This is a genomic window from Aeromonas lacus, from assembly GCF_000764665.1.
In the GTDB taxonomy this organism is placed as follows: domain Bacteria; phylum Pseudomonadota; class Gammaproteobacteria; order Enterobacterales; family Aeromonadaceae; genus Aeromonas; species Aeromonas lacus.
The window spans coordinates 47,531-67,618 of sequence record NZ_JRGM01000017.1 but is presented as its reverse complement, the minus strand read 5'-3'; the positions used below and the strand labels follow the sequence as shown (position 1 = coordinate 67,618).

20 protein-coding genes are annotated in these 20,088 nt (G+C 59.4%); 9 read left to right on the top strand and 11 right to left on the bottom strand.

Features of this window, described 5'->3' with window-relative positions; genetic code table 11:
- The 6 genes from LG31_RS0102845 to purH all read right to left on the bottom strand — a co-directional run.
- A partial coding sequence (locus tag LG31_RS0102845) for a hypothetical protein (RefSeq protein WP_033112996.1) occupies positions 1-569 on the bottom strand: 569 nt, incomplete at its 3' end.
- 4 nt (positions 570-573) lie between these two features.
- Complete coding sequence (locus tag LG31_RS0102840; protein WP_033112995.1) at positions 574-2,004, bottom strand: tyrosine-type recombinase/integrase; 1,431 nt, start codon at positions 2,002-2,004, stop codon at positions 574-576.
- Positions 2,005-2,618: 614 nt separating this feature from the next.
- Complete coding sequence (locus tag LG31_RS0102835) at positions 2,619-3,173, bottom strand: cytochrome b/b6 domain-containing protein (protein ID WP_033112994.1); 555 nt, start codon at positions 3,171-3,173, stop codon at positions 2,619-2,621.
- A complete protein-coding gene (locus LG31_RS0102830) occupies positions 3,154-3,528 on the bottom strand; it encodes a cytochrome b562 (protein ID WP_033112993.1) in 375 nt (124 codons plus the stop codon). The genes LG31_RS0102835 and LG31_RS0102830 overlap by 20 nt, the downstream gene beginning before the upstream one ends.
- A 247-nt stretch (positions 3,529-3,775) precedes the next feature.
- Entirely contained in the window at positions 3,776-5,068 is a 1,293-nt protein-coding gene (gene purD, locus LG31_RS0102825) for a phosphoribosylamine--glycine ligase (protein WP_033112992.1), read from the bottom strand.
- A gap of 109 nt (positions 5,069-5,177) precedes the next feature.
- Positions 5,178-6,770, bottom strand: coding sequence for a bifunctional phosphoribosylaminoimidazolecarboxamide formyltransferase/IMP cyclohydrolase (gene purH / locus LG31_RS0102820; RefSeq protein WP_033112991.1), 1,593 nt, complete (start codon positions 6,768-6,770; stop codon positions 5,178-5,180).
- A 421-nt stretch (positions 6,771-7,191) separates the two neighbouring features.
- Here purH and zntR point away from each other — a divergent pair, with 421 nt between their 5' ends.
- Positions 7,192-7,647: a Zn(2+)-responsive transcriptional regulator gene (gene zntR / locus LG31_RS0102815; protein WP_033112990.1), complete on the top strand. Its 456-nt coding sequence runs from the start codon at positions 7,192-7,194 to the stop codon at positions 7,645-7,647.
- Positions 7,648-7,817: 170 nt separating this feature from the next.
- On the top strand, positions 7,818-8,057 hold the full coding sequence (locus LG31_RS0102810) for an alternative ribosome-rescue factor A (RefSeq protein ID WP_033112989.1): 240 nt from the start codon (positions 7,818-7,820) through the stop codon (positions 8,055-8,057).
- A gap of 117 nt (positions 8,058-8,174) precedes the next feature.
- Here the strand turns inward: LG31_RS0102810 and hemW are convergent, their stop codons facing one another.
- On the bottom strand, positions 8,175-9,320 hold the full coding sequence (gene hemW, locus LG31_RS0102805) for a radical SAM family heme chaperone HemW (RefSeq protein ID WP_033112988.1): 1,146 nt from the start codon (positions 9,318-9,320) through the stop codon (positions 8,175-8,177).
- A gap of 74 nt (positions 9,321-9,394) precedes the next feature.
- Positions 9,395-9,988, bottom strand: a complete 594-nt coding sequence (gene rdgB, locus LG31_RS0102800) for an RdgB/HAM1 family non-canonical purine NTP pyrophosphatase (protein ID WP_033112987.1) — start codon at positions 9,986-9,988, stop codon at positions 9,395-9,397.
- A gap of 235 nt (positions 9,989-10,223) precedes the next feature.
- On the opposite strand from rdgB, the gene LG31_RS0102795 reads away from it, so the two are divergent.
- From LG31_RS0102795 to LG31_RS0102785, 3 genes are all read left to right on the top strand, one after another.
- Positions 10,224-11,387 (top strand): multidrug effflux MFS transporter, encoded by a 1,164-nt coding sequence (locus LG31_RS0102795; RefSeq protein WP_033112986.1) that lies wholly within the window; start codon positions 10,224-10,226, stop codon positions 11,385-11,387.
- Positions 11,388-11,464: 77 nt separating this feature from the next.
- A complete protein-coding gene (locus LG31_RS0102790; RefSeq protein WP_033112985.1) occupies positions 11,465-12,514 on the top strand; it encodes an oxidoreductase in 1,050 nt (349 codons plus the stop codon).
- A gap of 308 nt (positions 12,515-12,822) precedes the next feature.
- Positions 12,823-13,071, top strand: a complete 249-nt coding sequence (locus LG31_RS0102785; RefSeq protein WP_033112984.1) for a hypothetical protein — start codon at positions 12,823-12,825, stop codon at positions 13,069-13,071.
- 42 nt (positions 13,072-13,113) lie between these two features.
- Here LG31_RS0102785 and rimJ read toward each other — a convergent pair whose 3' ends face one another.
- Positions 13,114-13,677, bottom strand: a complete 564-nt coding sequence (rimJ, locus tag LG31_RS0102780) for a ribosomal protein S5-alanine N-acetyltransferase (protein WP_033112983.1) — start codon at positions 13,675-13,677, stop codon at positions 13,114-13,116.
- On the bottom strand, positions 13,677-14,231 hold the full coding sequence (locus LG31_RS0102775) for a GNAT family N-acetyltransferase (protein ID WP_033112982.1): 555 nt from the start codon (positions 14,229-14,231) through the stop codon (positions 13,677-13,679). The genes rimJ and LG31_RS0102775 overlap by 1 nt, the downstream gene beginning before the upstream one ends.
- A 351-nt stretch (positions 14,232-14,582) precedes the next feature.
- Between LG31_RS0102775 and LG31_RS0102770 the strand changes: the two genes are divergently transcribed.
- Positions 14,583-16,358, top strand: coding sequence for a M4 family metallopeptidase (locus LG31_RS0102770; RefSeq protein WP_033112981.1), 1,776 nt, complete (start codon positions 14,583-14,585; stop codon positions 16,356-16,358).
- Between the two features lie 30 nt (positions 16,359-16,388).
- On the opposite strand, the gene LG31_RS0102765 is transcribed toward LG31_RS0102770, so the two are convergent.
- Positions 16,389-17,282, bottom strand: a complete 894-nt coding sequence (locus LG31_RS0102765) for a LysR family transcriptional regulator (protein ID WP_033112980.1) — start codon at positions 17,280-17,282, stop codon at positions 16,389-16,391.
- Between the two features lie 92 nt (positions 17,283-17,374).
- Between LG31_RS0102765 and mdtH the strand changes: the two genes are divergently transcribed.
- The 3 genes from mdtH (at position 17,375) to LG31_RS0102750 (ending at position 20,084) form a co-directional block, all read left to right on the top strand.
- Positions 17,375-18,571, top strand: coding sequence for a multidrug efflux MFS transporter MdtH (gene mdtH / locus LG31_RS0102760; protein ID WP_033112979.1), 1,197 nt, complete (start codon positions 17,375-17,377; stop codon positions 18,569-18,571).
- Between the two features lie 128 nt (positions 18,572-18,699).
- Entirely contained in the window at positions 18,700-19,626 is a 927-nt protein-coding gene (locus LG31_RS20235) for a bifunctional helix-turn-helix transcriptional regulator/GNAT family N-acetyltransferase (protein ID WP_033112978.1), read from the top strand.
- Complete coding sequence (locus LG31_RS0102750) at positions 19,623-20,084, top strand: acyltransferase (protein WP_033112977.1); 462 nt, start codon at positions 19,623-19,625, stop codon at positions 20,082-20,084. The genes LG31_RS20235 and LG31_RS0102750 overlap by 4 nt, the downstream gene beginning before the upstream one ends.
- Positions 20,085-20,088 lie beyond the last annotated feature (4 nt).

Sequence of the window (20,088 nt, the reverse complement as noted above, 5' to 3'; positions counted from 1 at the left end):
CTATTCTCAAGATCAATACTCAACAAGACTTTTCCATCTGGTTTCATTGGCGGGGCACATGGTACAACGTCGCCAAATTCACTCCTGAATTTCATGACGTTACGTGACACAGAGTCAACATAGCGATGATGTCGGTTGGCACGGAGTGTATGTTCATAATAAAACTTCAACGCTCCAACTGATAATGGTCGCACAACATCTGTTTGACTAAGTACATTGGGCTCTCGTTCTGCATACTTGTTACAGTTGACGTGAAGAATATGCTTGTCCATTTCGCTCAATTTCATGCTAATGGCCAACGCCTCTTCTTCATAATCGATAAGCTCAATAAATGATTCAGTCATGATATCATTCACAACTGGGAATAATGGTTCCTCCAGTTTCAATAGCCCGATCACTTCTGACATAGCCTTTTCATTGAGTAATGGCTGGTATTTATCACCATAAAGTATCTCAGCCCTTACGGTGACTTCATCAATAATCGTCGCTACATCCATTGAAAAAAGATAGTCATACGACTTAGATAGTAAGCCTTCCCAAACATTCTCTTTATTTAATAAATCAAGCAAAGCTTTAACTCCTTGAATTATTCATTGAAGCGCTCAGCAATAATCGACGTTGCTCGTCTTCTGGCAGCGTGGCAAAAATAGTCAACAAATTACTATTGGCATTATTTTTACTATCCAGGCGGCCCGCATATTCCAAAATATCCCGCTCAATCCTGGTAGCCGGTTTACGCAGCTCGTCTGCGGTGAAGTGGATGTAACCCTGGGTGACATCGGCACTGCGCAAGGTGCGGTGGTTCATCAGGCGCTTGATGGTGTACTGACCGACCTCGGCCAGTTCGGCCACGGTGCCGAAGGTACGGCGGGCATCGTGGCATTTGAACTCCAACGGTGGCAGGCCGTCAGGATTAGGGTTCGGTACAGTGGCCGCGCAGATCTTGGCTATGACGCGGCGCGGCTCATGGATAGGGCGCTCTGGATTGCGACCAGGGAACACAAACCGGCTCTGTTTCAGGTTCCAGTGCCAACGGCGGCGGAAAATGGTGAGCAGGGTATCGGTGATCGGCAGCTCCAGCGGATCACCATTCTTGGTCTGGTCAATCCAGAAGTAGCCGCCGCTCATGCTGACCCGATCCCAGGTGAGCTGGAATACTTCCGCGCGGCGTAACCCCGTAAACAGTGCCATGTCGATGGCATCGCAGACGGTGGCGGTCGTATCGTCCCGCCAGTCGATGGCGTACTGCCTGACCTGCTCCACAGCATCCAGCCAACGCCTGAGTTCGTGGGTGCGGATCCGGTCGTTGCGTCTGGGGGTGTTGTGCCAAAGCCGCTTGCTGCTCAGGACTTCGGTTGGTGGCTCGGGCAGCATGACCCGATCATTGGCATCCCGATAGTGATCACGGGCAAAGCGCCACACTGCCCGCAGTGTGCGCGCCCAGCGGTCGGCCTGCGCCTTGCTGCCCTTGCCGGTGCCCGCCTTGCGAAACTCTGGCGATGCGCCATGCCAGGCACTGGGCAACCCTTCGGTGATGGCCTTGTGGCGAACCTCGATCTTTTCCCGCGTGAGTTTGACCAGGGGGATCGTCATCCAGTCGCCGGAGTAGTTGTTGAGATCGGCGCGGTAGTGCTTGGCCGTCTCTGCTCTGATCCGATCGCCACGGCTGGCAAGGTAGGCATCTATCGCCTCGTCCAGGGTGACTTTCAGCTTGTCCTGTTCGCGGCGTATCACGTTGGGGTTCTGGCCAGTGATGGCCACCTCTCCCAGGATCTCCAGCGCCTTGGCGCGGGCCATGTCGATGGTCAATGCCGGATAGCGCCCCAAGGTCGCCCTGATAAAGCGCCCCTCTTTCCTCTTGGCCACGCTAAACGACTTGGTTCCAGTGGCCCCGACCCGAAGCCTCAACCCCTGCACCATGGCATCACAGTACTCGACCTGCTTCCCCTCTGGTGCGCGGGGCAGTGCATCGATCGTGGCCTTGGTGAATTTGAACGCTTTCATCTTCCTCCCACAAACCAGGCTAGCCAGAGGAAGGGCAGGCAAGACGGGTCTTGTAACCTCTGTAACCTCTGACTATTTATGGTGAGGTTACAAACAAACCCTGTAAAACCGTGGCCTGTAGAAAGATGTAACCTTGTAACCTCTGTAACCTCAATATTTAAACCCTATGCGACCTTTTTTGGCCCAAGGGGGGAGTGGCGTTTGCTGCTCCTTTCCCTGGCTAGCCTGCTCTTGGCCGACCAATCGATCCAGGTATCCTAGAAATCGATTGGTCGAAAAAGGATACCTATAGGATATGACAGAGGGAGAATATAGGGGAAGACCAGAGAAGGTCACAAAATGAGCGGCGCGATCTAACGCATTGATTTATATAACATCACATACTGTACGTAAATACAGTAAAATGCATTTTCCCCACGCTCATAATCGATTGGTCGTGGGTTCAAGTCCCCCAGGGGCCACCAAATTGAAAAAAGCCGCTCATCATGAGCGGCTTTTTTGCATCCGGATTTTGCACTTCTCATCCGGTCGATACAGAAGACCCGCCACTGGCGGGTCTGGACAGGTTCCGGATCAGGCGCCTCGAGCGAGGGCAAGGAGCCTAATGCTGAGCCTCAGGTCTGCTCGTCGCGACGCTGGTTCGAGGCGTAACGGGGAAGCGAGGGCAGCATCCGGGTAACCAGATTGCTGCGCTGACGCCACGAGGTGAACACAATGGCCAGCAGATGCAGTGCGATCATGCCCTGCAGCGCCCAAGTGCACCAGACGTGCCAATCATCAGCCCCCAGATCAAATCCCATCTCGGTATTCTGGAACCAGCCGGTACCGGCTGTCGCCAGCACCAGTAACCAGAGCGCCCATACCGCCAGCTTGCCGCTGCCGTGATGGCCCGGCGCCTGCGGCAACCGCTCGCGCATCTCGTGCATCTGCTGGCGGAAATCCTCACCGCTAGGGATGAGGGCGCCAAGGCGGGCGTAGCCATGGGCAAAGGTGAGCCCCCAGAGCAAACGTACGGAGACCAGCGCGATGGCTGTGTAACCGAGCCACTCGTGCCAATCCTCTCCCGCCTCATTAAGCCAGAGATTGCCGATACAGATCGCCGCTACACCCCAATGGGTCAGACGAACTACTGCATCCCAGCGAAAGGGCTCACCCTTTTTGCTTGGCATACTTGTGATACTCCTTCTTCAGGTCGTTGACCTTGGCCAGGTGCTCGCGCGCCTTGTCTTCGTCACCGGCCTTGAGCGCAGCCAGGCTGGCATCCAGCTCGGTCTGTACCTCATTCATGCCTTCGAGGAACTTCTCCTTCTTGGCGGCAGGCATGTTCTTCTGCTTGGCGATGTCGAGCTGAGCCTTCATCTCGTTGATGTGCTTCTCCATGGTAGCCGCATCATCAGCCTTGACCGCCTGCTTGTAGTTGAAGCCAATCTTCTTCATCGGCTGTTCCAGATCGCCAGCCATGGCAGGCAACGCGATCAGACCGAACATCAGGGGCAGCAGCAGGGGGCGAACAGTTTTCAACATGGGATTTCCTTATATAACAACATGCTCAAATTATTAGGGTCACCTATGAATCCAAACAGGAATTCATCATCAGCATAATGCCATGACTCATGGTGAAGCGTTTGTGAAAAATGATGTTTTTTGTGGCAAATGGTGACAAGAGTGCCTCGCTTGTTAACCACAGCAACATGAATGCATCGACAATCAGGCACTTTCCGGCATAAAAAACCCCGCCATTGGCGGGGCTTGTCACTGCGGTTACCGGCCATCAGCCAGCCTGCTGTTCACGCTCGATGGCGCGCCAGCCGATGTCATTGCGATAGAAGACACCATCCCACTGGATCCGGGCCGCCAGCTGATAGGCTCGCTGCTGCGCTTCGGCCACTGTGTGGCCCAGCGCGGTGGCGCACAGCACCCGGCCACCGGCGGTCACTACGGTATCGCCATCAAGGCGAGTACCGGCGTGGAATACCTTCTCGCCGCTCGCCTCTTCCACCGGCAGACCGCTGATGGCCTTGCCCTGCTGGTAGTCGCCGGGATAGCCGCCCGCAGCCAGCACCACGCCAATGGCCACGCGGGGGTCATAATTCGCTTCTACCTGATCCAGCTTGCCGGCACAGGCGGCCAGACAGAGTTCCACCAGATCGGAGCGCATCCGCAGCATGATGGGTTGAGTTTCAGGATCACCGAAACGGCAGTTGAATTCGATCACCTTGGGATTGCCCTGACCGTCGATCATCAGGCCAGCATAGAGGAAACCGGTGTAGACGTTGCCCTCGGCCGCCATACCACGCACGGTCGGCATGATCACCCGCTCCATCACCTTGCGGTGCACTTCATCAGTCACCACTGGCGCAGGCGAATAGGCGCCCATACCGCCGGTATTGAGGCCGGTATCGCCATCCCCTACCCGCTTGTGATCCTGACTGGTCGCCATCGGCAGCACATGCTTGCCATCGACCATGACGATGAAGCTCGCCTCCTCCCCTTCCAGGAACTCCTCGATCACCACCCGGGCACCGGCGTCGCCAAAGGCATTGCCGGAGAGCATGTCGCGCACGGCCTCTTCGGCCTCGGTCAGGGTCATCGCCACGATAACCCCCTTGCCTGCGGCCAGACCATCGGCCTTGATGACGATGGGTGCTCCCTTCTCGCGCAGATAGGCCAGCGCTGGCTCCACCTCGGTGAAGTTCTGGTACTCGGCGGTCGGGATGGCGTGACGGGCCAGGAAATCCTTGGCGAAGGCCTTGGAGCCCTCCAGCTGGGCAGAAGCCGCGGTCGGACCGAAGATGGCCAGTCCCTCGGCACGGAAGGCATCGACTACCCCTTTCACCAGCGGCGCTTCCGGGCCGACGATGGTCAGACCGATGCGCTGCTCCTTGGCAAACGCCAGCAGAGCCGGGATATCGGTAGCAGCGATGGCCACGTTCTCGATACTCCCTTCGTGCGCGGTGCCGGCATTGCCGGGGGCGACGAAGACCCGGGTCACCAGAGGAGATTGCTTGGCTTTCCAGGCCAGGGCGTGTTCGCGGCCGCCATTGCCAATGATCAGTACTTTCATCGTATCGCTCGCTTCTATGTGGGTCACAGGCTTCCGTCAGAGGGAAGCCGGTCGCAATAGTCAGTTGAAAAGAGACAACAAAAGGGCCGCCCGTGGCGGCCCTGATCCATCAGTGACGGAAGTGGCGCATGTTGGTAAAGACCATGCACATGCCGTGCTCGTCGGCGGCGTCGATCACCTCCTGATCGCGCATCGAGCCACCCGGCTGGATCACGCAGGAGATACCGGCCTGCGCGGCAGCATCGATACCGTCGCGGAACGGGAAGAAGGCATCGGAGGCCATGACGGAGCCCGCCACGGTCAGCCCTTCATCCGCCGCCTTGATACCGGCAATCTTGGCCGAATAGACGCGGCTCATCTGGCCGGCGCCAACGCCGATGGTCTGGCCATCTTTGGCGTAGACGATGGCGTTGGATTTGACGAACTTGGCCACTTTCCAACAGAACAGCAGATCTTGCAGCTCGGCCTCGGTCGGCTGGCGCTTGCTGACCACGGTCAGGTCGCCCAGAGTCACCATACCGAGATCGCGCTCCTGCACCAGCAAGCCGCCGTTGACGCGCTTGAGGTCAAACCCTTGCGCTGGAGCTGTCCACTGACCGCATTCGAGCAGACGCACGTTCTGCTTGGCAGCCACTGCGTCGCGGGCCTCCTGGCTCACGGTCGGGGCGATGATCACTTCGACAAACTGGCGGGCCACGATGGCTGCCGCAGTGGCGCCATCCAGCTCACGGTTGAAGGCGATGATGCCGCCAAAGGCGGAGGTGGGATCGGTTTGGTAAGCGCGATCGTAGGCACTCAGCAGGTCGTTACCGACGGCCACGCCACACGGGTTGGCATGCTTGACGATGACGCAGGCCGGCTCGTCGAACTCCTTCACGCACTCCAGCGCCGCGTCGGTGTCGGCGATGTTGTTGTAGGAGAGCGCCTTGCCCTGCAGCTGGGTAGCACTGGAGACGGAACCCGGTGCGGCATGCTCCTCGGCGTAGAAAGCAGCGGCCTGATGGCTGTTCTCGCCGTAGCGCATGTCCTGCTTCTTGATGAACTGGCTGTTGAAGGTGCGCGGGAAGCGGGACTCCTCGTCACCCTCCTTGTTGTCACCGTAGGAAGGAACCATGGTGCCGAAGTAGTTGGCGATCATGCCGTCGTAGGCAGCGGTGTGCTCAAAGGCGGCGATGGCCAGATCGAAACGGGTTGCCAGTTTCAGGCTGTTACCGTTGGCATCCATTTCGCGAATAACGCGATCGTAGTCGGCAGCTTTGACGACAATGGCGACATCTTTGTGGTTTTTAGCCGCAGAGCGAACCATGGTCGGGCCGCCGATGTCGATGTTCTCGACCGCATCAGCCAGGGTGCAGCCCACTTTGGCCACTGTCGCAGCAAAGGGATAGAGGTTGACGACAACCATGTCAATGGGGGAGATAGCGTGCTGGGCCATGATGGCGTCATCCTGATCCCGACGGCCGAGAATGCCGCCATGAACCTTGGGATGCAGGGTCTTGACCCGACCGTCCATCATTTCAGGGAAACCCGTGTAGTCGGAGACCTCGGTTACCGGCAGACCCGCCTCGCCGAGCAGCTTGGCAGTACCGCCAGTAGAGAGCAGGGCGACGCCGCGTTCGTTGAGTGCCTTGGCAAATTCCAGAATGCCGGTTTTGTCAGACACACTCAGCAGTGCACGGCGAATGGGTCGAGCTTGTTCCATCACACTATCGTCCTCAACATAACGGGGACCGTTCCATGGGAGGCGAGGCTCAACACAGAGAGTCCCCAAATAAATGGAAGTGGGGGGATTTCGCAAACCACTCTCGCCACAGGCCTGACAACGGCAAAAGTGCTTTAAGAAATGCCCGCTTGGTGCGGCGCTCTCTTATGGGCGCGTATTCTACACAAAAAATGTGACGGGTGGTGGATTTTTTAAATAGCCAAACCCTTGTGCGGCGCGGAGTTAAACGTTTTCCACTTGATTTTTGCCAAACGTTTGCCATTTAAGGGTTTTATGGCAAAAAAGCGGTGAAACCAACTTTTGTCTGCCCCTTTTATGCCCTTGGCTGGCAATCGCCCGGCAAAGGGGTGATAGTGGGTTCCGGTTTTGTTGAGTCGCATATCCAACGGGAGAAAAGGGCATGTACCGGATCGGTGAACTGGCCAAGGCATGCGGGGTCAAGGCGGATACCCTGCGTTTTTACGAGAAGAACGGGCTCATCTCGCCGGGGATCCGCAACGAATCCGGCTACCGCCTCTACAGCGAACAGGACAAGCGGCGACTGGAGTTCATCATTCGCGCCAAGTCGGTGGGCTTCTCCCTTGCCGATATCGGCGAGCTGCTCGATCTAGATACCAACAAGGCCAAGGTCACCTGTCAGGAGGTGAAAGCAGTAGCCGACACCAAGCTGGCCCAGGTTGAGCAGAAGATCATCGAACTGACCCGCTTTCGCGACAACCTGCGCGAGCTTTCCAACATCTGCTGCGGCGGCCCCCGCTCGGCGGAGCACTGCGCCATTCTGGAAACGCTGGAGTCAGGAGCACCAGCTCATCACGAGCATCACGGCCACGATGAGCATGACCCGGTTCACGGCTGACGGCACCAGCCGGGTCATTGCTCCCGCGGCAATTTGGTGACAAAATCGCCGCGTTTTTAACCGGAGCCAATAGATCCGGTTGCCGGGCACTCATCTGAACAGGCGCCCGTAGCGAAAACCGCCATCCAGTGACAAGAGTCAGCACACCAAGAGCAAGAAGAGGAGCCGTCATGGCCAAGATCCGGGTCGACCAACCCGCCCTCCCCCATGAGGAGCATGCGCAAGGGGGCAACTATGCCCATCAGCGCGGCGAGATAAAGGATAACCATCTGCACGCCCTGCTCTCTGATCCGCTGTTTCGTAGCCGGGTCGAGCGCAACAAGAAGGGCAAGGGGAGTTACCAGCGCAAGGCCAAATTTGGCAAGCGGTGGGAGCCCGGCCAACAGCAGATGATCCGCGTCTGCTGCTGAGCGGGTTTCTACCGACCATAAACAATCAGGGCGCCATTGGCGCCCTGATTGTTTTGACAGAAGAAGCGATTTGGCAACGCCAACTCACCGCCTCAAAAGCGCACCTCAACAGGCCGCTTACTCATCCATAAAGAGTTCGAGCAGCACGTTAAGGTAACGATGGCCGAGGGAGGTAAGCTGCCAGCTATCCCCCAGATCGTCGATCAGCTCCTTGCTTTGGGCAATGGTCAGCACCGTCTCCACCCGCTCCAGCGGCAGGCCAGTGTAGGCCTCGAACTCCGCCTTGGGGGCCGGTTCAAACAGGCGGAAGCGATTCATAAAGTATTCGAGCGGCAGATCGTCTGCCGTCACCTGCCACAGCTCGTCCAGATAGGGACGACTCTTGTCCAGATACCCTTTCGGATGCTTCACCTTGGCGGTACGCAGGATCTGTTGGTTTGCGAGATCGGTCACCTTGCCGTGGGCACCACAGCCAATCCCCAGATAGTCGCCGAAACGCCAGTAGTTGAGATTGTGATGGCACTGATAGCCCTCTTTGGCGTAAGCCGAGATCTCGTACTGGCGATAACCACTGGCGGTGAGCATGGCGTGGCCCTGCTCGTAGATGTCCCACAGGGTGTCATCTTCCGGCAGTTTGGGCGGCTTGGAGGCAAATGCGGTGTTCGGCTCTATGGTGAGCTGATACCAGGAGAGATGCGGCGGGGCGCAGTCAATAGCCTGCTGCAGGTCATAAAGGGCATCATCCAGACTCTGATCCGGCAGACCGTGCATCAGATCCAGATTGAAGGTGGGCAACTTGATGGCGTGGGCCAGTGCGGCGGCCTTGCGCGCCTCTTCCGGGCCGTGAATGCGGCCGAGCCGGGTCAGCTTCTCCTGCTGGAAGCTCTGTACCCCGATGGAGATGCGGTTGATGCCGGCACGCTGGAAACCGGCGAACTTGTCCGCCTCCACCGTGCCCGGGTTGGCCTCCATGGTGATCTCGCAATCTGCGGTGAGCGGAATGCGGGCACGCACGCCATCCAGCAAGGCCTGCATCGCCTCTACCGTCAGCAGGCTGGGGGTGCCGCCGCCGATAAAGATCGAGGAGAGAGGTCGTCCCAGCACCCACTTCAGATCCTGCTCCAGATCCTCCAGCAGGGCCGCCACATACTCGAGATGGGGCAACTCCCCCTTCTGGGCATGGGAGTTGAAGTCACAATAGGGGCACTTCTGGACACACCAGGGCACGTGGATATAAAGGGAGAGAGGCGGCAGTTGCAGCATGGACGTTCCAATAAAACGGGGGCTCAAGGCCCCCATTGTAGATGACAATATGCGATGGGCGGTGGAGGCTTAACTCAGTGAGCCGCCAGCGCCGCTTTCAGTTTGGCCAGCGCCTGGGCACGGTGGCTCAGCTGGTTTTTCAGCTCGGCCGGCATCTGGGCGGCGGTGCAGTCGTGATCCGGCACGAAGAAGACGGGGTCATAGCCAAAGCCATGCTGACCGCGCTGCTCGTCGATGATCATCCCTTCCCAGCTCGCCTGACAGATGATGGGGGTGGGATCGTCGGCGTGGCGCATATAGACCAGCACACACCAGAATCGTGCGCTCTTGAGGTAATCGGGTGCACCTTTGAGCTCAGCCAGCAGCTTCTCGATATTGGCCTTGTCACCGGCACCCTGACCGGCAAAGCGGGCGGAGTAGACCCCGGGACGACCCTGCAGCAGATCCACTTCCAGACCGGAGTCATCGGCAACGGCGGGCAGGCCGGTGATGCGGGCGGCGTGGCGCGCCTTGATGATGGCGTTTTCAACGAAGGTGGTGCCGGTCTCGTCGGCATCGGAGACAGCAAACTCGCTCTGCGGGATCACCTGGATCTTCATGTCGGCCAGCATGGCGGCCAACTCCTTCACCTTTTTCTGGTTACCTGTTGCCAGGACAAGCTTGTTCATCGAGCACCTCCGCAAAAATAATCAGCGCATTCTATGCGGCGCAAGCGTTTAGTAAAAGCGTCAATTACAGCAGCAGCGATGGCTTGAGAGGGAGTTATCCCCCTTTCAATAGAGCGCTTTTTGATACATGTTTCCACAGAGGAATAACCAAAGTGATTAAATACCATTTCTATTCATTACTTTGAGCCAGTAGACTCGCGCACCAATTCAATTCCGGCTGATAGAGAGGTGACAGATGCCATTGATTCTTTTACTCGTACTGCTGGTGCTGTTCAGTCCGTTGGCCATCGACATCTACCTGCCCGCCATTCCGCAGATGGCTGAACAGCTCGGAGCGGAAGTGACCCTGATGCAGGGCACCATCACCTGGTTCCTGTTCAGCATGGGGCTGGGACAACTGCTGGTCGGGCCGCTGGCCGACCGCTATGGCCGCAAGCCGGTTGCACTGGGTGGCGTGCTGCTCTATGGCCTGAGCGCGCTGGGCGCAGGGTTCGCCGCAAGCCTCGGCGAGCTGATGATCGCCCGGGTGCTGCAGGGCTTTGGCGCCTGCGCCACCTCGGTCGCCGCCTTCTCGGTGGTGCGTGACAGCTATGGCCCGAAAAAGAGCGGCCAGATGATCTCCTATCTCAATGGCGCCATCTGCTTTATCCCAGCCCTTGCCCCCCTGCTCGGTGGCTGGCTCACCGCCAAGGCGGGCTGGTCTGCCAACTTCTGGTTTATGGCCGGTTATGCGGTCATCGTTGGCAGCTGGCTGCTGTGGCGGATGCCGGAGACCCGCCCGGAGGAGACCCGCAGCGAAGGGGCGCTCATCAGCTGGTCGCGTTACAGCCCGGTACTGCGCTCCCCCAGCTTCCTGTTCAATGCGGCACTGTGCATGCTGGCGATGGCGGTGATCCTTGCCTATGTCACCGCTGCGCCGGTGCAGCTGATGGTGAAACTGGGGCTCGATATGAGCGGCTTTAGCTACTGGTTTACCGCCAACGCCGCGCTCAACATTCTGGCCTGCTTTATGGCGCCGCGCTTTATCGCCAAGGTGGGGCCAAGACGCACCTTGCGTATCGGCCTGCTGGTGTTGATGCTCTCCGCCATCAGCCTGACCCTGGCCATGCACATCGAACATCCGCTGGCGATGATGGGGCCGGTATTCCTCTCCAGCATCGGCTTTGCCATGATTCTGGGTTCGGCCGCCGGGATGGCGCTGGCACCGTTCGGCCACTGCGCCGGTACCGCTGCTGCCCTGCTCGGGCTGTTCCAGATGAGCGGATCCGGTGCACTGGTTGGCCTGACCGGCGCACTGATGCACGACCCGCTCAGCCAGCTGGCGCTGCATATGTGGCTGCTGCTGCCACCGCTGGTGATGCTGATGACGCGCCGCGGACGCCGCTTGTGTTTGCAATAAATCCTGTGCTCTGATGCACACTCCGGGGGCCATGGGCCCCCTTCTTGTTTGTCACTCGACGTCAGCGGAGAACCCCGATGAGCCACTCTCTCAACGCCGCCCTGGTGGGCTATGGCTTTGCAGGCAAGACCTTCCACGCCCCCTTCCTCTCCACCACGCCCGGTTTGTCCCTGAGCTGGGTGGTCAGCAGCGATTCGGCCAAGGTACAGGCCGATCTGCCCGGCTGCCGGGTCGGCTCGCTGGAACAGGTGCTGGCCGATGGCTCGGTCGATTTGGTTGTCATCGCCACCCCCAACGACACCCACGCACCTCTGGCCCGTCAGGCGCTGCTGGCTGGCAAGCACGTCGTCATCGACAAGCCGTTTGCACTGGATCTGGCCGAAGCGGCAGAGCTGGTCGAGCTGGCCCGCAAACAGCAGCGACTGCTCAGCATCTTCCACAACCGGCGCTGGGACGGGGATTTTCTTACCGTGCGCCGTTTGATTGCCGAGGGGACACTGGGGCAGATCGCCCAGTTTGAATCCCATTTCGATCGCTATCGTCCCGAGGTGCGTCAGCGCTGGCGCGAAGCGGGTGGCCCGGGTTCCGGCCTCTGGTTCGATCTCGGCCCCCATGTGCTGGATCAAGCGCTGCAGCTGTTCGGCCAACCGAACTGGCTGCAGGCAGACCTTTCCGGACAGCGCCCAGGAGCACTGGCGGACGACTACTTCCATGTGGTGCTGGGCTACGGCGAGATGCGAGTGATCCTGCATGGCAGCTGTCTGGTATCGGCTACCATGCCGCGCTTTGTCATTCACGGCAGTCAGGGCTCGTTCGTCAAATTCGGTATGGATGTGCAGGAAGATCAGCTCAAGCTGGGCAAGCGGCCACCGGCAGCGGATTGGGGGCTGGATAGCGAACCCGGTCAGCTCAGTCGAATTGTGGATGGCCAATTGCAGCAACAGAGCCTGACCGGCGAAGCGGGTGATTACGGCGCCTACTACCGCGGCGTCTGTGCCGCCATCAGAGGTGAGGGAGATAACCCGGTACCCGCCACGGAAGCGTTGGCGGTGATGGCACTGCTGGACCTTGCCCGCGAGAGCAACCGCTTGGGGCAACGGCTGAGCTGTCAGAAGCTGTCTGACTAACGCGGAGCAGGTTGCCACTCTGACAGATATGGATACCGTTTAAACTGCCAATCAACATGAATAATTTGGTGGTTTATTGTGCATCAACCGCAAATAAGCGGCATCTTGTATTGATATCAGTCGTTGCAGTGGAGCTTTTTATCCACTGCACGAAAAAATGTCATTGTGATATCCGTTTTCATCGGTAACCAATGGGGCTATATTGCGCCCGCCTCCCTGAGTCCCGGCCTCTTGTCTTATTCCGGGTCACGGTGGGCGCAGTGATGGTTGTACCGACCATCTCTCCATCTTTTTTTGAGGGAATGCACATGAACAAAGTACTGGTAGCCGGTGTCCTGGGTCTGATGTTGACTGCTTGCGGTCAGAAAGAAGAAAAAGCTGCCGCTCCTGCTGCTGCTCCGGCCGCCGAAGTTGCTGCAACTGTAGAAAAAGCCGCTAGCGAAGCCACCTCTACCGTAGAGAAAGCCACCTCCGAAGCGACTGCAACCGTAGAAAAAGCTGCTGACGAAGCGGCTACCAAGGTTGAAGCTGCAGTGAGCGATGCCAAGGCCAACTAAGCCTGCACCTCATTGAAAGACGGGCCCCATGGGCCCGTTTTTTTATCTACCGCTCAAGGCGCCGGTATTAATCAGCGAGGTGAGGATGTGATCCTCCCAGCGGCCATTGATCATCAGATACTCCCGCGCATACCCCTCCCGCTCGAATCCGAGTCGCTCCAGCAAGGCACCGCTACGCAGGTTGGCGGGCATATAGCAGGCCATGATGCGATGCAGTCCCTGCTCGCGAAATAGATAGTCGATTGCGGCAGTCAGGATCTCCTGCATCAGCCCCTGCCCCTCATGCTGCCGGTCGATGGCATAGCCGAGGTGACACGCCTTGAAGATCCCCATCATGATGTTGCTGAAGTTGCAGGTGGCGATCACCCGCTCACCAGCCGGATCGAGCGCCACCAGATTGACGCCGGTGCCGTTGAAAAACTGGCTGTAGCTATCCTGCAGCCGGTTATGCCAGTAAGAAAGGGTGTAGAAATGGTCATCGCGCAGCGGCTCCCACGGGGTAAGGTGGTCGCGATTGCGCCGGTAAAAGTCGAGGATCATCGGGGCCTGATCGGGGGTCAGCACCGTCAGGTGGGCCCGCGGGGTTTTGATATGGGGTAGCGCCATCAGGAGTCTCTCTGCCCGAGCCATTCATCGCGCAGCAGGCTGTAGTGAACATGATCCACGACCCGGGAACCCAGTCGCTCCGCGCGTCGGGTAATCCCCTCCTGCTGCATCCCGAGCCGTTCACAGACGGCTCTGCTGGGCTCATTGTCGGTCGCGGCAGTGATCTCCACCTTCTCCATCCCCATCTCCTCAAAGGCGTGATGGATCAGCGCATGACAAGCCCGGGTAATGATGCCGTTGCCCTGCCAGCGCTCCGCCAGCCAGTAGCCGATGACCACCTTGCCAAGATCGTGATCGATGCTGTTGTAGCCAATGACCCCAACCACCTCCCCCTGATACTCGATGGCGGTGGTAAGCCCCTCGCCACGGGCAAACTTCTCGATGGCATGACGGATAAAAGTCGCGCTGTCGGCTGGACGTAAAATGAAAGGGGGCCACGGCAGCCATTGGGAGAGGTACTCCCGGTTGTCATTGCAGAGGGCAAACAGCTCGCTCGCCATGTCTGGCTGCAAGAAGAGCAGCGCCAGCTCGTCATCCAACTGCCATGAAAACATGGGATTCTCCTTTTAAATCAGTCGCCAAAACATGAGGCTGCCCCAATGTAGCCAATCGCAACTTGGCACGCCAGCCACTTTTGTCACCTCCTCATTTCCCCTCTCGGTACGAAGAGGCGGCAGCCCCGAACTATTTCTCTCCCTCCAAAGAGGAGGGTGGCTCTCTGAAACCGGATAACGCTCTTTGAACGGCTCCTTTTGATGCCCAAAACGGGCCTTTCAGCAGATCCTGCTACCCCTCTGTGCTGCGCTGTCACATCTGACAGGAGGCACTTTTTTACCCCGGAACTAGCTTGAAAATGCCCGACCAAGGGTCGGTTCAACAACATCATCGATTTAAGGAAAGAAGAGATGAATAAAGTATTTCTGGCCGTGGCACTGGCCTGTTGGGGAGGTGCCGCCATGGCGGCACAAGAAGTCGAGATCAACGTTAACGCAAGCAGCGCCAGAGCAATGTCTGGCCTTAATGCCGGCGCCGGTACACTGCAGCTGGAAGATGGCGAGTTTCGTCAGGTGCGGGTGGTCAAACTGCCCAACGGACAACAGCGGATCCGCTACGAGCAGACCTGGAACGGCATTCCGGTAATGGGCCAGGTCGTGGTGGCTGACAAGAGCCTGAGCGGCCAGCTACAGCAAGCCACCGGGCGCATGCTGCGCCAGATTGATCAGGATGTGGCGAGCCCGGTCGCAACCCTCTCGCCACAGGATGCCGCCAGCAAGGCCAAGGCGGGCAGCAAGGGGAGCAACGAGCAGATCAAGCTTTACGTGATGCAGGACGAGAACGGTCTGGCCCGGCTGGTCTATCAGGTCTCCTTCGTCGCGGAAAGTGACAAACCGAGCCGCCCCTTCGTCATCCTCGATGCCCAAAGCGGCGAGGAGCTCAAACGCTGGGAGGGGATAAACCACAAGAATGCGACCGGCCCGGGGGGCAACATCAAGACCGGCAAATACTTCTACGGTACCGATTTTGGCCCGCTCATCGTCGATGACAGCTGCCGGATGACCAGCCCCAACGTCGATACCATCAACCTCAACCACGCCACCTCTGGCGGCACCATCCACCAATTCACCTGCCCGGAAAACCGGGTCAAGGAGATCAACGGCGCCTACTCGCCGCTCAACGACGCCCACTATTTCGGCAACGTGGTATTCGACATGTATCGCAACTGGTACAACACGGCACCATTGACCTTCAAGCTGAAGATGCGGGTTCACTACAGCAAGAATTACGAGAACGCCTTCTGGGATGGCAGCCAGATGACCTTCGGGGACGGCGCCACTACCTTCTACCCGCTGGTAAGCCTCGACGTGGCAGCCCACGAGGTGAGCCACGGCTTTACCGAACAGAACTCGGGGCTGGTCTACTCGGGTCAGTCCGGGGGGATCAACGAGGCCTTCTCCGACATGGCGGGGGAAGCGGCCGAGTTCTACATGAAGGGGAGCAACGACTGGCTGGTCGGGGCGCAGATCTTCAAGGGCAACGGTTCCCTGCGCTACTTCGAGGATCCGACCCGGGATGGCAAATCCATCGGCCATGCCAGCGACTACTACGACGGCATCGACGTGCACCACAGCTCGGGGGTTTATAACCGCGCCTTCTACCTGCTGGCCAACAGCAGCGGCTGGAACACCCGCAAGGCGTTCGAGGTGTTCGTGCTGGCCAACCGCCTCTACTGGGGCGCCAACACCGACTACCAGCAAGGGGCTTGCGGTGTCAGCCGGGCCACCGCCGATCTGGGTTACAGTCAGGCGGATGTAACACGCGCCTTCCAGACCGTCGGGGTCGATGCCAGTTGCGGCACCACGCCGCCACCAAGCGACAACGTGCTGCAAAACGGCGTGCCGCTGAGCAACCTCGCCGCCAGCAAGGGTGGCAAGCTCAACTACACCCTGACCGTACCGGCGGGCACCAAGTCACTGCAGATCAACAGCAGCGGCGGAACCGGTGATGCCGACCTCTACGTCCGCTTTGGCTCTGCCCCAACCAGCAGCAGCTACGACTGCCGTCCCTACAAAGGCGGTAACAACGAAAGCTGCTCGTTCACCAATCCCAAGGCAGGTACCTGGTACGTCCAGCTCTCCGGCTTTGCGGCCTTCAGTGGCGTGACCCTCAAGGCCAGCTACTGATCCTCCGGCGCGGGGACTGCCCCGCGCCCTTTACTCCTTGCGCCACCGTTTCGCCAGTGACCGGGCCATAGCCAGTACCGTCTCTCTGGCGGGATTGGGCCGCTTGCCACCGCGCCAGGCCATCATGACGTCCCAGTGATCTTGCGGCAAATTGACCACATCGAGCCTGATCAGTCGCCCCATCTCCAGATCCCGCGCAATCGCCAGCTCCGGCATCAAAGTGATAAAGCCGTGCTCCAGCGCCAGTTCCCGCGCCGCACTCGCCGGTTGTATGCCGTGAATGGGGCTGGCAACACGGCGGATCCGCCGCAACTGCTGAATGAAGGCATCACACCCCGGCCCCCACACCTGGGGCGCCAGCCGCTGATCGGCGATGTCCTCCAGCGTAAGACCGTGGCACCCGGCCAGGGGATGCAGCGGCGAAGCGATGGCAATGATGGGAGAGCAGCAGAGCAGCTCCATCTGCAGGCCGGAGACAGGCGGGCGCTTGAGCACAAAGCCGATATCTGCCTCCCCGGTCAGCAGCGCCTGCATGATGTCGCCCGAGTGATCCGTGGTGCAGCGGATCTCGAACGGCTCATCCACCAGCTCCATCAACAGCGAGCCAAAGACCACCGAGGTGAGCGAAGGGAGGCTGGAGAGACGGATACAGGGCAGTGCCGGTGCCCCCTGCAGTGCCAACCGTCCTTCACTCAGGGTGGCCAGCGCCGAGCGGGCGGCAGGAAGAAACTCCTCGCAGGCACGGGTCGGGGTCACACCGCGCCGATGACGCTGAAACAGCGGGGCCCCGAGGCTCACCTCCAGCTGGGCAATCCGCTGGCTGACCAGTGGTTGTGACCAGCCGCGGATGGCTGCGGCCTGACTAAAACTGCCCAGCTCGGCCACATCCAGCAGCAGTTGCAGATCATCCAGATCCATAGACATAAATAATCCTGATATGAAATATAGGTAGTTGTCGTCTACCACTATATCTAAACCCTCTCCAGAATGAAGTTATCTGTAAATGAGAGGGCGTTATGGTCGATAGGGCGAGGTTTTGGGGACGCTGGTTTCTGGCGCTGGATACCACACTGGTGATCCTGGGTTTCTTTGTGGTGATGCCGATGATCAGCCTGCGCTTCGTCGACCAGCTCGGCTGGGCCGCCGGTCTGGTGGGGCTGGCGCTCGGGCTGCGCCAGCTTACCCAGCAGGGGCTGGGGATCTTCGGCGGTTCGCTCGCCGACCGTTTCGGCGCCCGCCCGCTCATCGTCACCGGCATGCTGCTGCGGGCCATCGGCTTCGCTACGCTGGCCTGGGCCGACAGCGGCGCCATGCTGATCTTCTCCTGCTTCCTCTCCGGACTGGGCGGTTGCCTGTTTGACCCACCCCGGGCTGCGCTGGTGATCAAATTCACCCGTCCCCATGAGCGGGGCCGTTTTATCTCCCTGCTGATGATGCTGGAGAGCGCGGGTGCCGTCACTGGCGCCCTGCTCGGCAGCTGGCTGCTGCGCTTCGACTTCACCTACGTCTGCCTGCTGGGTGCCGGGCTATTCACGCTGGCGGCACTCTGCAACTGGACGCTGCTGCCCGCCTATCGTCTCTCCATCAAGCCGACGCCAATGCGTCAGGGATTGGGCAAGGTGCTGGCGGATCGCGCCTTCTGCCGGTTGGTGCTGATCTTAAGCGGCTATTACATGCTCTGGGTGCAGGTGATGCTGATCTTCCCCATCCTGGTCAAACAGCTCTCCGGCAGTACCACCGCCGTGGGCTGGATGTACAGCTTGGAAACGGCGCTGTCACTGGCGCTGCTCTACCCCATCGCCCGTTTCAGCGAACGGCGCTATCGCCTCGAGAATCGCCTGCTGGCAGGCATCCTGATGATGACGGTGGGGATAGGTCTGGTCGCTTTCGTCAGCACCCTGTCCGGCCTCTTCGTGCTGCTGGCCTGCTTCTATCTCGGGATCATCATCTGCGAACCGGCCCGAGAGACCCTGATGACACGGCTGGCCAATCCGGCAGCCCGTGGCAGCTACATGGGTTTTAGCCGGCTCGGCCTCGCCGTCGGCGGCATGACCGGTTACGTGGGGGGCGGCTCGCTCTACGATTACGCCATGGAGCAGGGCCAACCCGCCCTCCCTTGGCTGGTGCTGGGTACGGTGGGCGTGGCCACCATGCTGCTGCTTGCCCACTGTTTCTCCCGCCGTCCGGAACTGGCCGCCAGAGCCGCAGCCTGACGCTCGCTATCCTGCGGCAGCCCCAGGGGCTGCCGCTATTGTTCACCTGCCGGGACGATAAAAAAGTTGCGCATTACAACTTTTAGACTATTTTAGTTGTCAGGCACAACTAAATAGGAAATCCCGACATGGATCCCCGTCCCCTGCGCGCCCTGTCGCGCGATCTGGTTCGCGAACTGGGCATGCTCTCCCAGCATTGTGGCCAGCTGGCACTCACCCCCATCGAAGCACATCTGCTGATCGAGCTGGAGAGCGCACCGGCCACCAACCAGCAGCTGGCCGAGAAACTGCGCATCGACAAATCCAATGCCAGCCGCCCGCTGGCCCGCCTGGCTGAGCGCAACCTCATCAGCTGGCATCCCCACCCCTCCGATGGCCGCAGCAAGGAGGCCCGCCTCACAGCCGAAGGTCAGGCGATGCTGCTGACGCTGCATCGGGAGATGGATCACGCCATGGAGGAGATGCTGGCGCAGCTGAGCCAACCCGAGCGCGAACAGCTGTGGAGCGGCATGCTACTCTACCGCAGCGCCCTCTCCCGCGCCCGCCGCCAGCAGGGCTACCGCATCCGCGCCATCACAGAAGCGGATAATCCCCAGATCGCCATGGTGATCCGCACCGTCTCGGCGGAGTACGGGCTCACCGCCGACAAGGGATATGGCGTCTCTGATCCCAATCTGGACAGGCTCTATCAAACCTATCAGGAGGAGGCGAGCCGCTACTGGGTCATCGAGGGGCCGGACGGTTCCATTCTCGGTGGCGGCGGCATAGCCCCGCTGGCTGGCGAGGAGGAAGTATGCGAATTGCAGAAGATGTACTTCCTGCCAACCCTGCGTGGCCTAGGTCTGGGCAAGCGTCTGGTGTTGCAGGTGCTGGACGAGGCGCGCGCCCTTGGCTATCGGCGCTGCTATCTGGAGACCACCGAGGTGCTGCGCGAAGCCACCAGCCTGTACGAATCACTGGGCTTTGAACATCTGCCCGGCCCCCTTGGCTGCACCAGCCACGGGGATTGCGAAATCTGCATGCTGCTCGATCTGGAACAGAGAGGCGCATCATGAATGAGCCGACACGACACACCGTTGGCATTTGTGATGTCCGTTTCGGCGAGCGGGTGAAACTGGTTGAGCCCGTCAATCTCTACAGCTGTACTCTGGCGGACGATGTCTTTATCGGCCCCTTCGTGGAAGTGCAGGCCAACGTCACCATCGGCCGCGCAACCAGAGTCCAGTCGCACACCTTTATCTGCGAGCACGTCACCATAGGTGAAGCGTGCTTTATCGGTCACGGAGTGATGTTTGCCAACGATCTCTTCAAGGAGGGGTCTCCCGACCCGGACTCGTCCCATTGGGGCCGAACCATCATTGAGGATGAGGTCAGCATCGGCTCCAATGCCACCATTTTGCCAGTCCGCATCTGCCGGGGCGCCGTCATTGGCGCCGGAGCCGTCGTCACCCGGGATATCGAGATCCCCGGCACCTATGCCGGCAATCCGGCCCGTTTGCTGCGCACCTTTTGAGAGT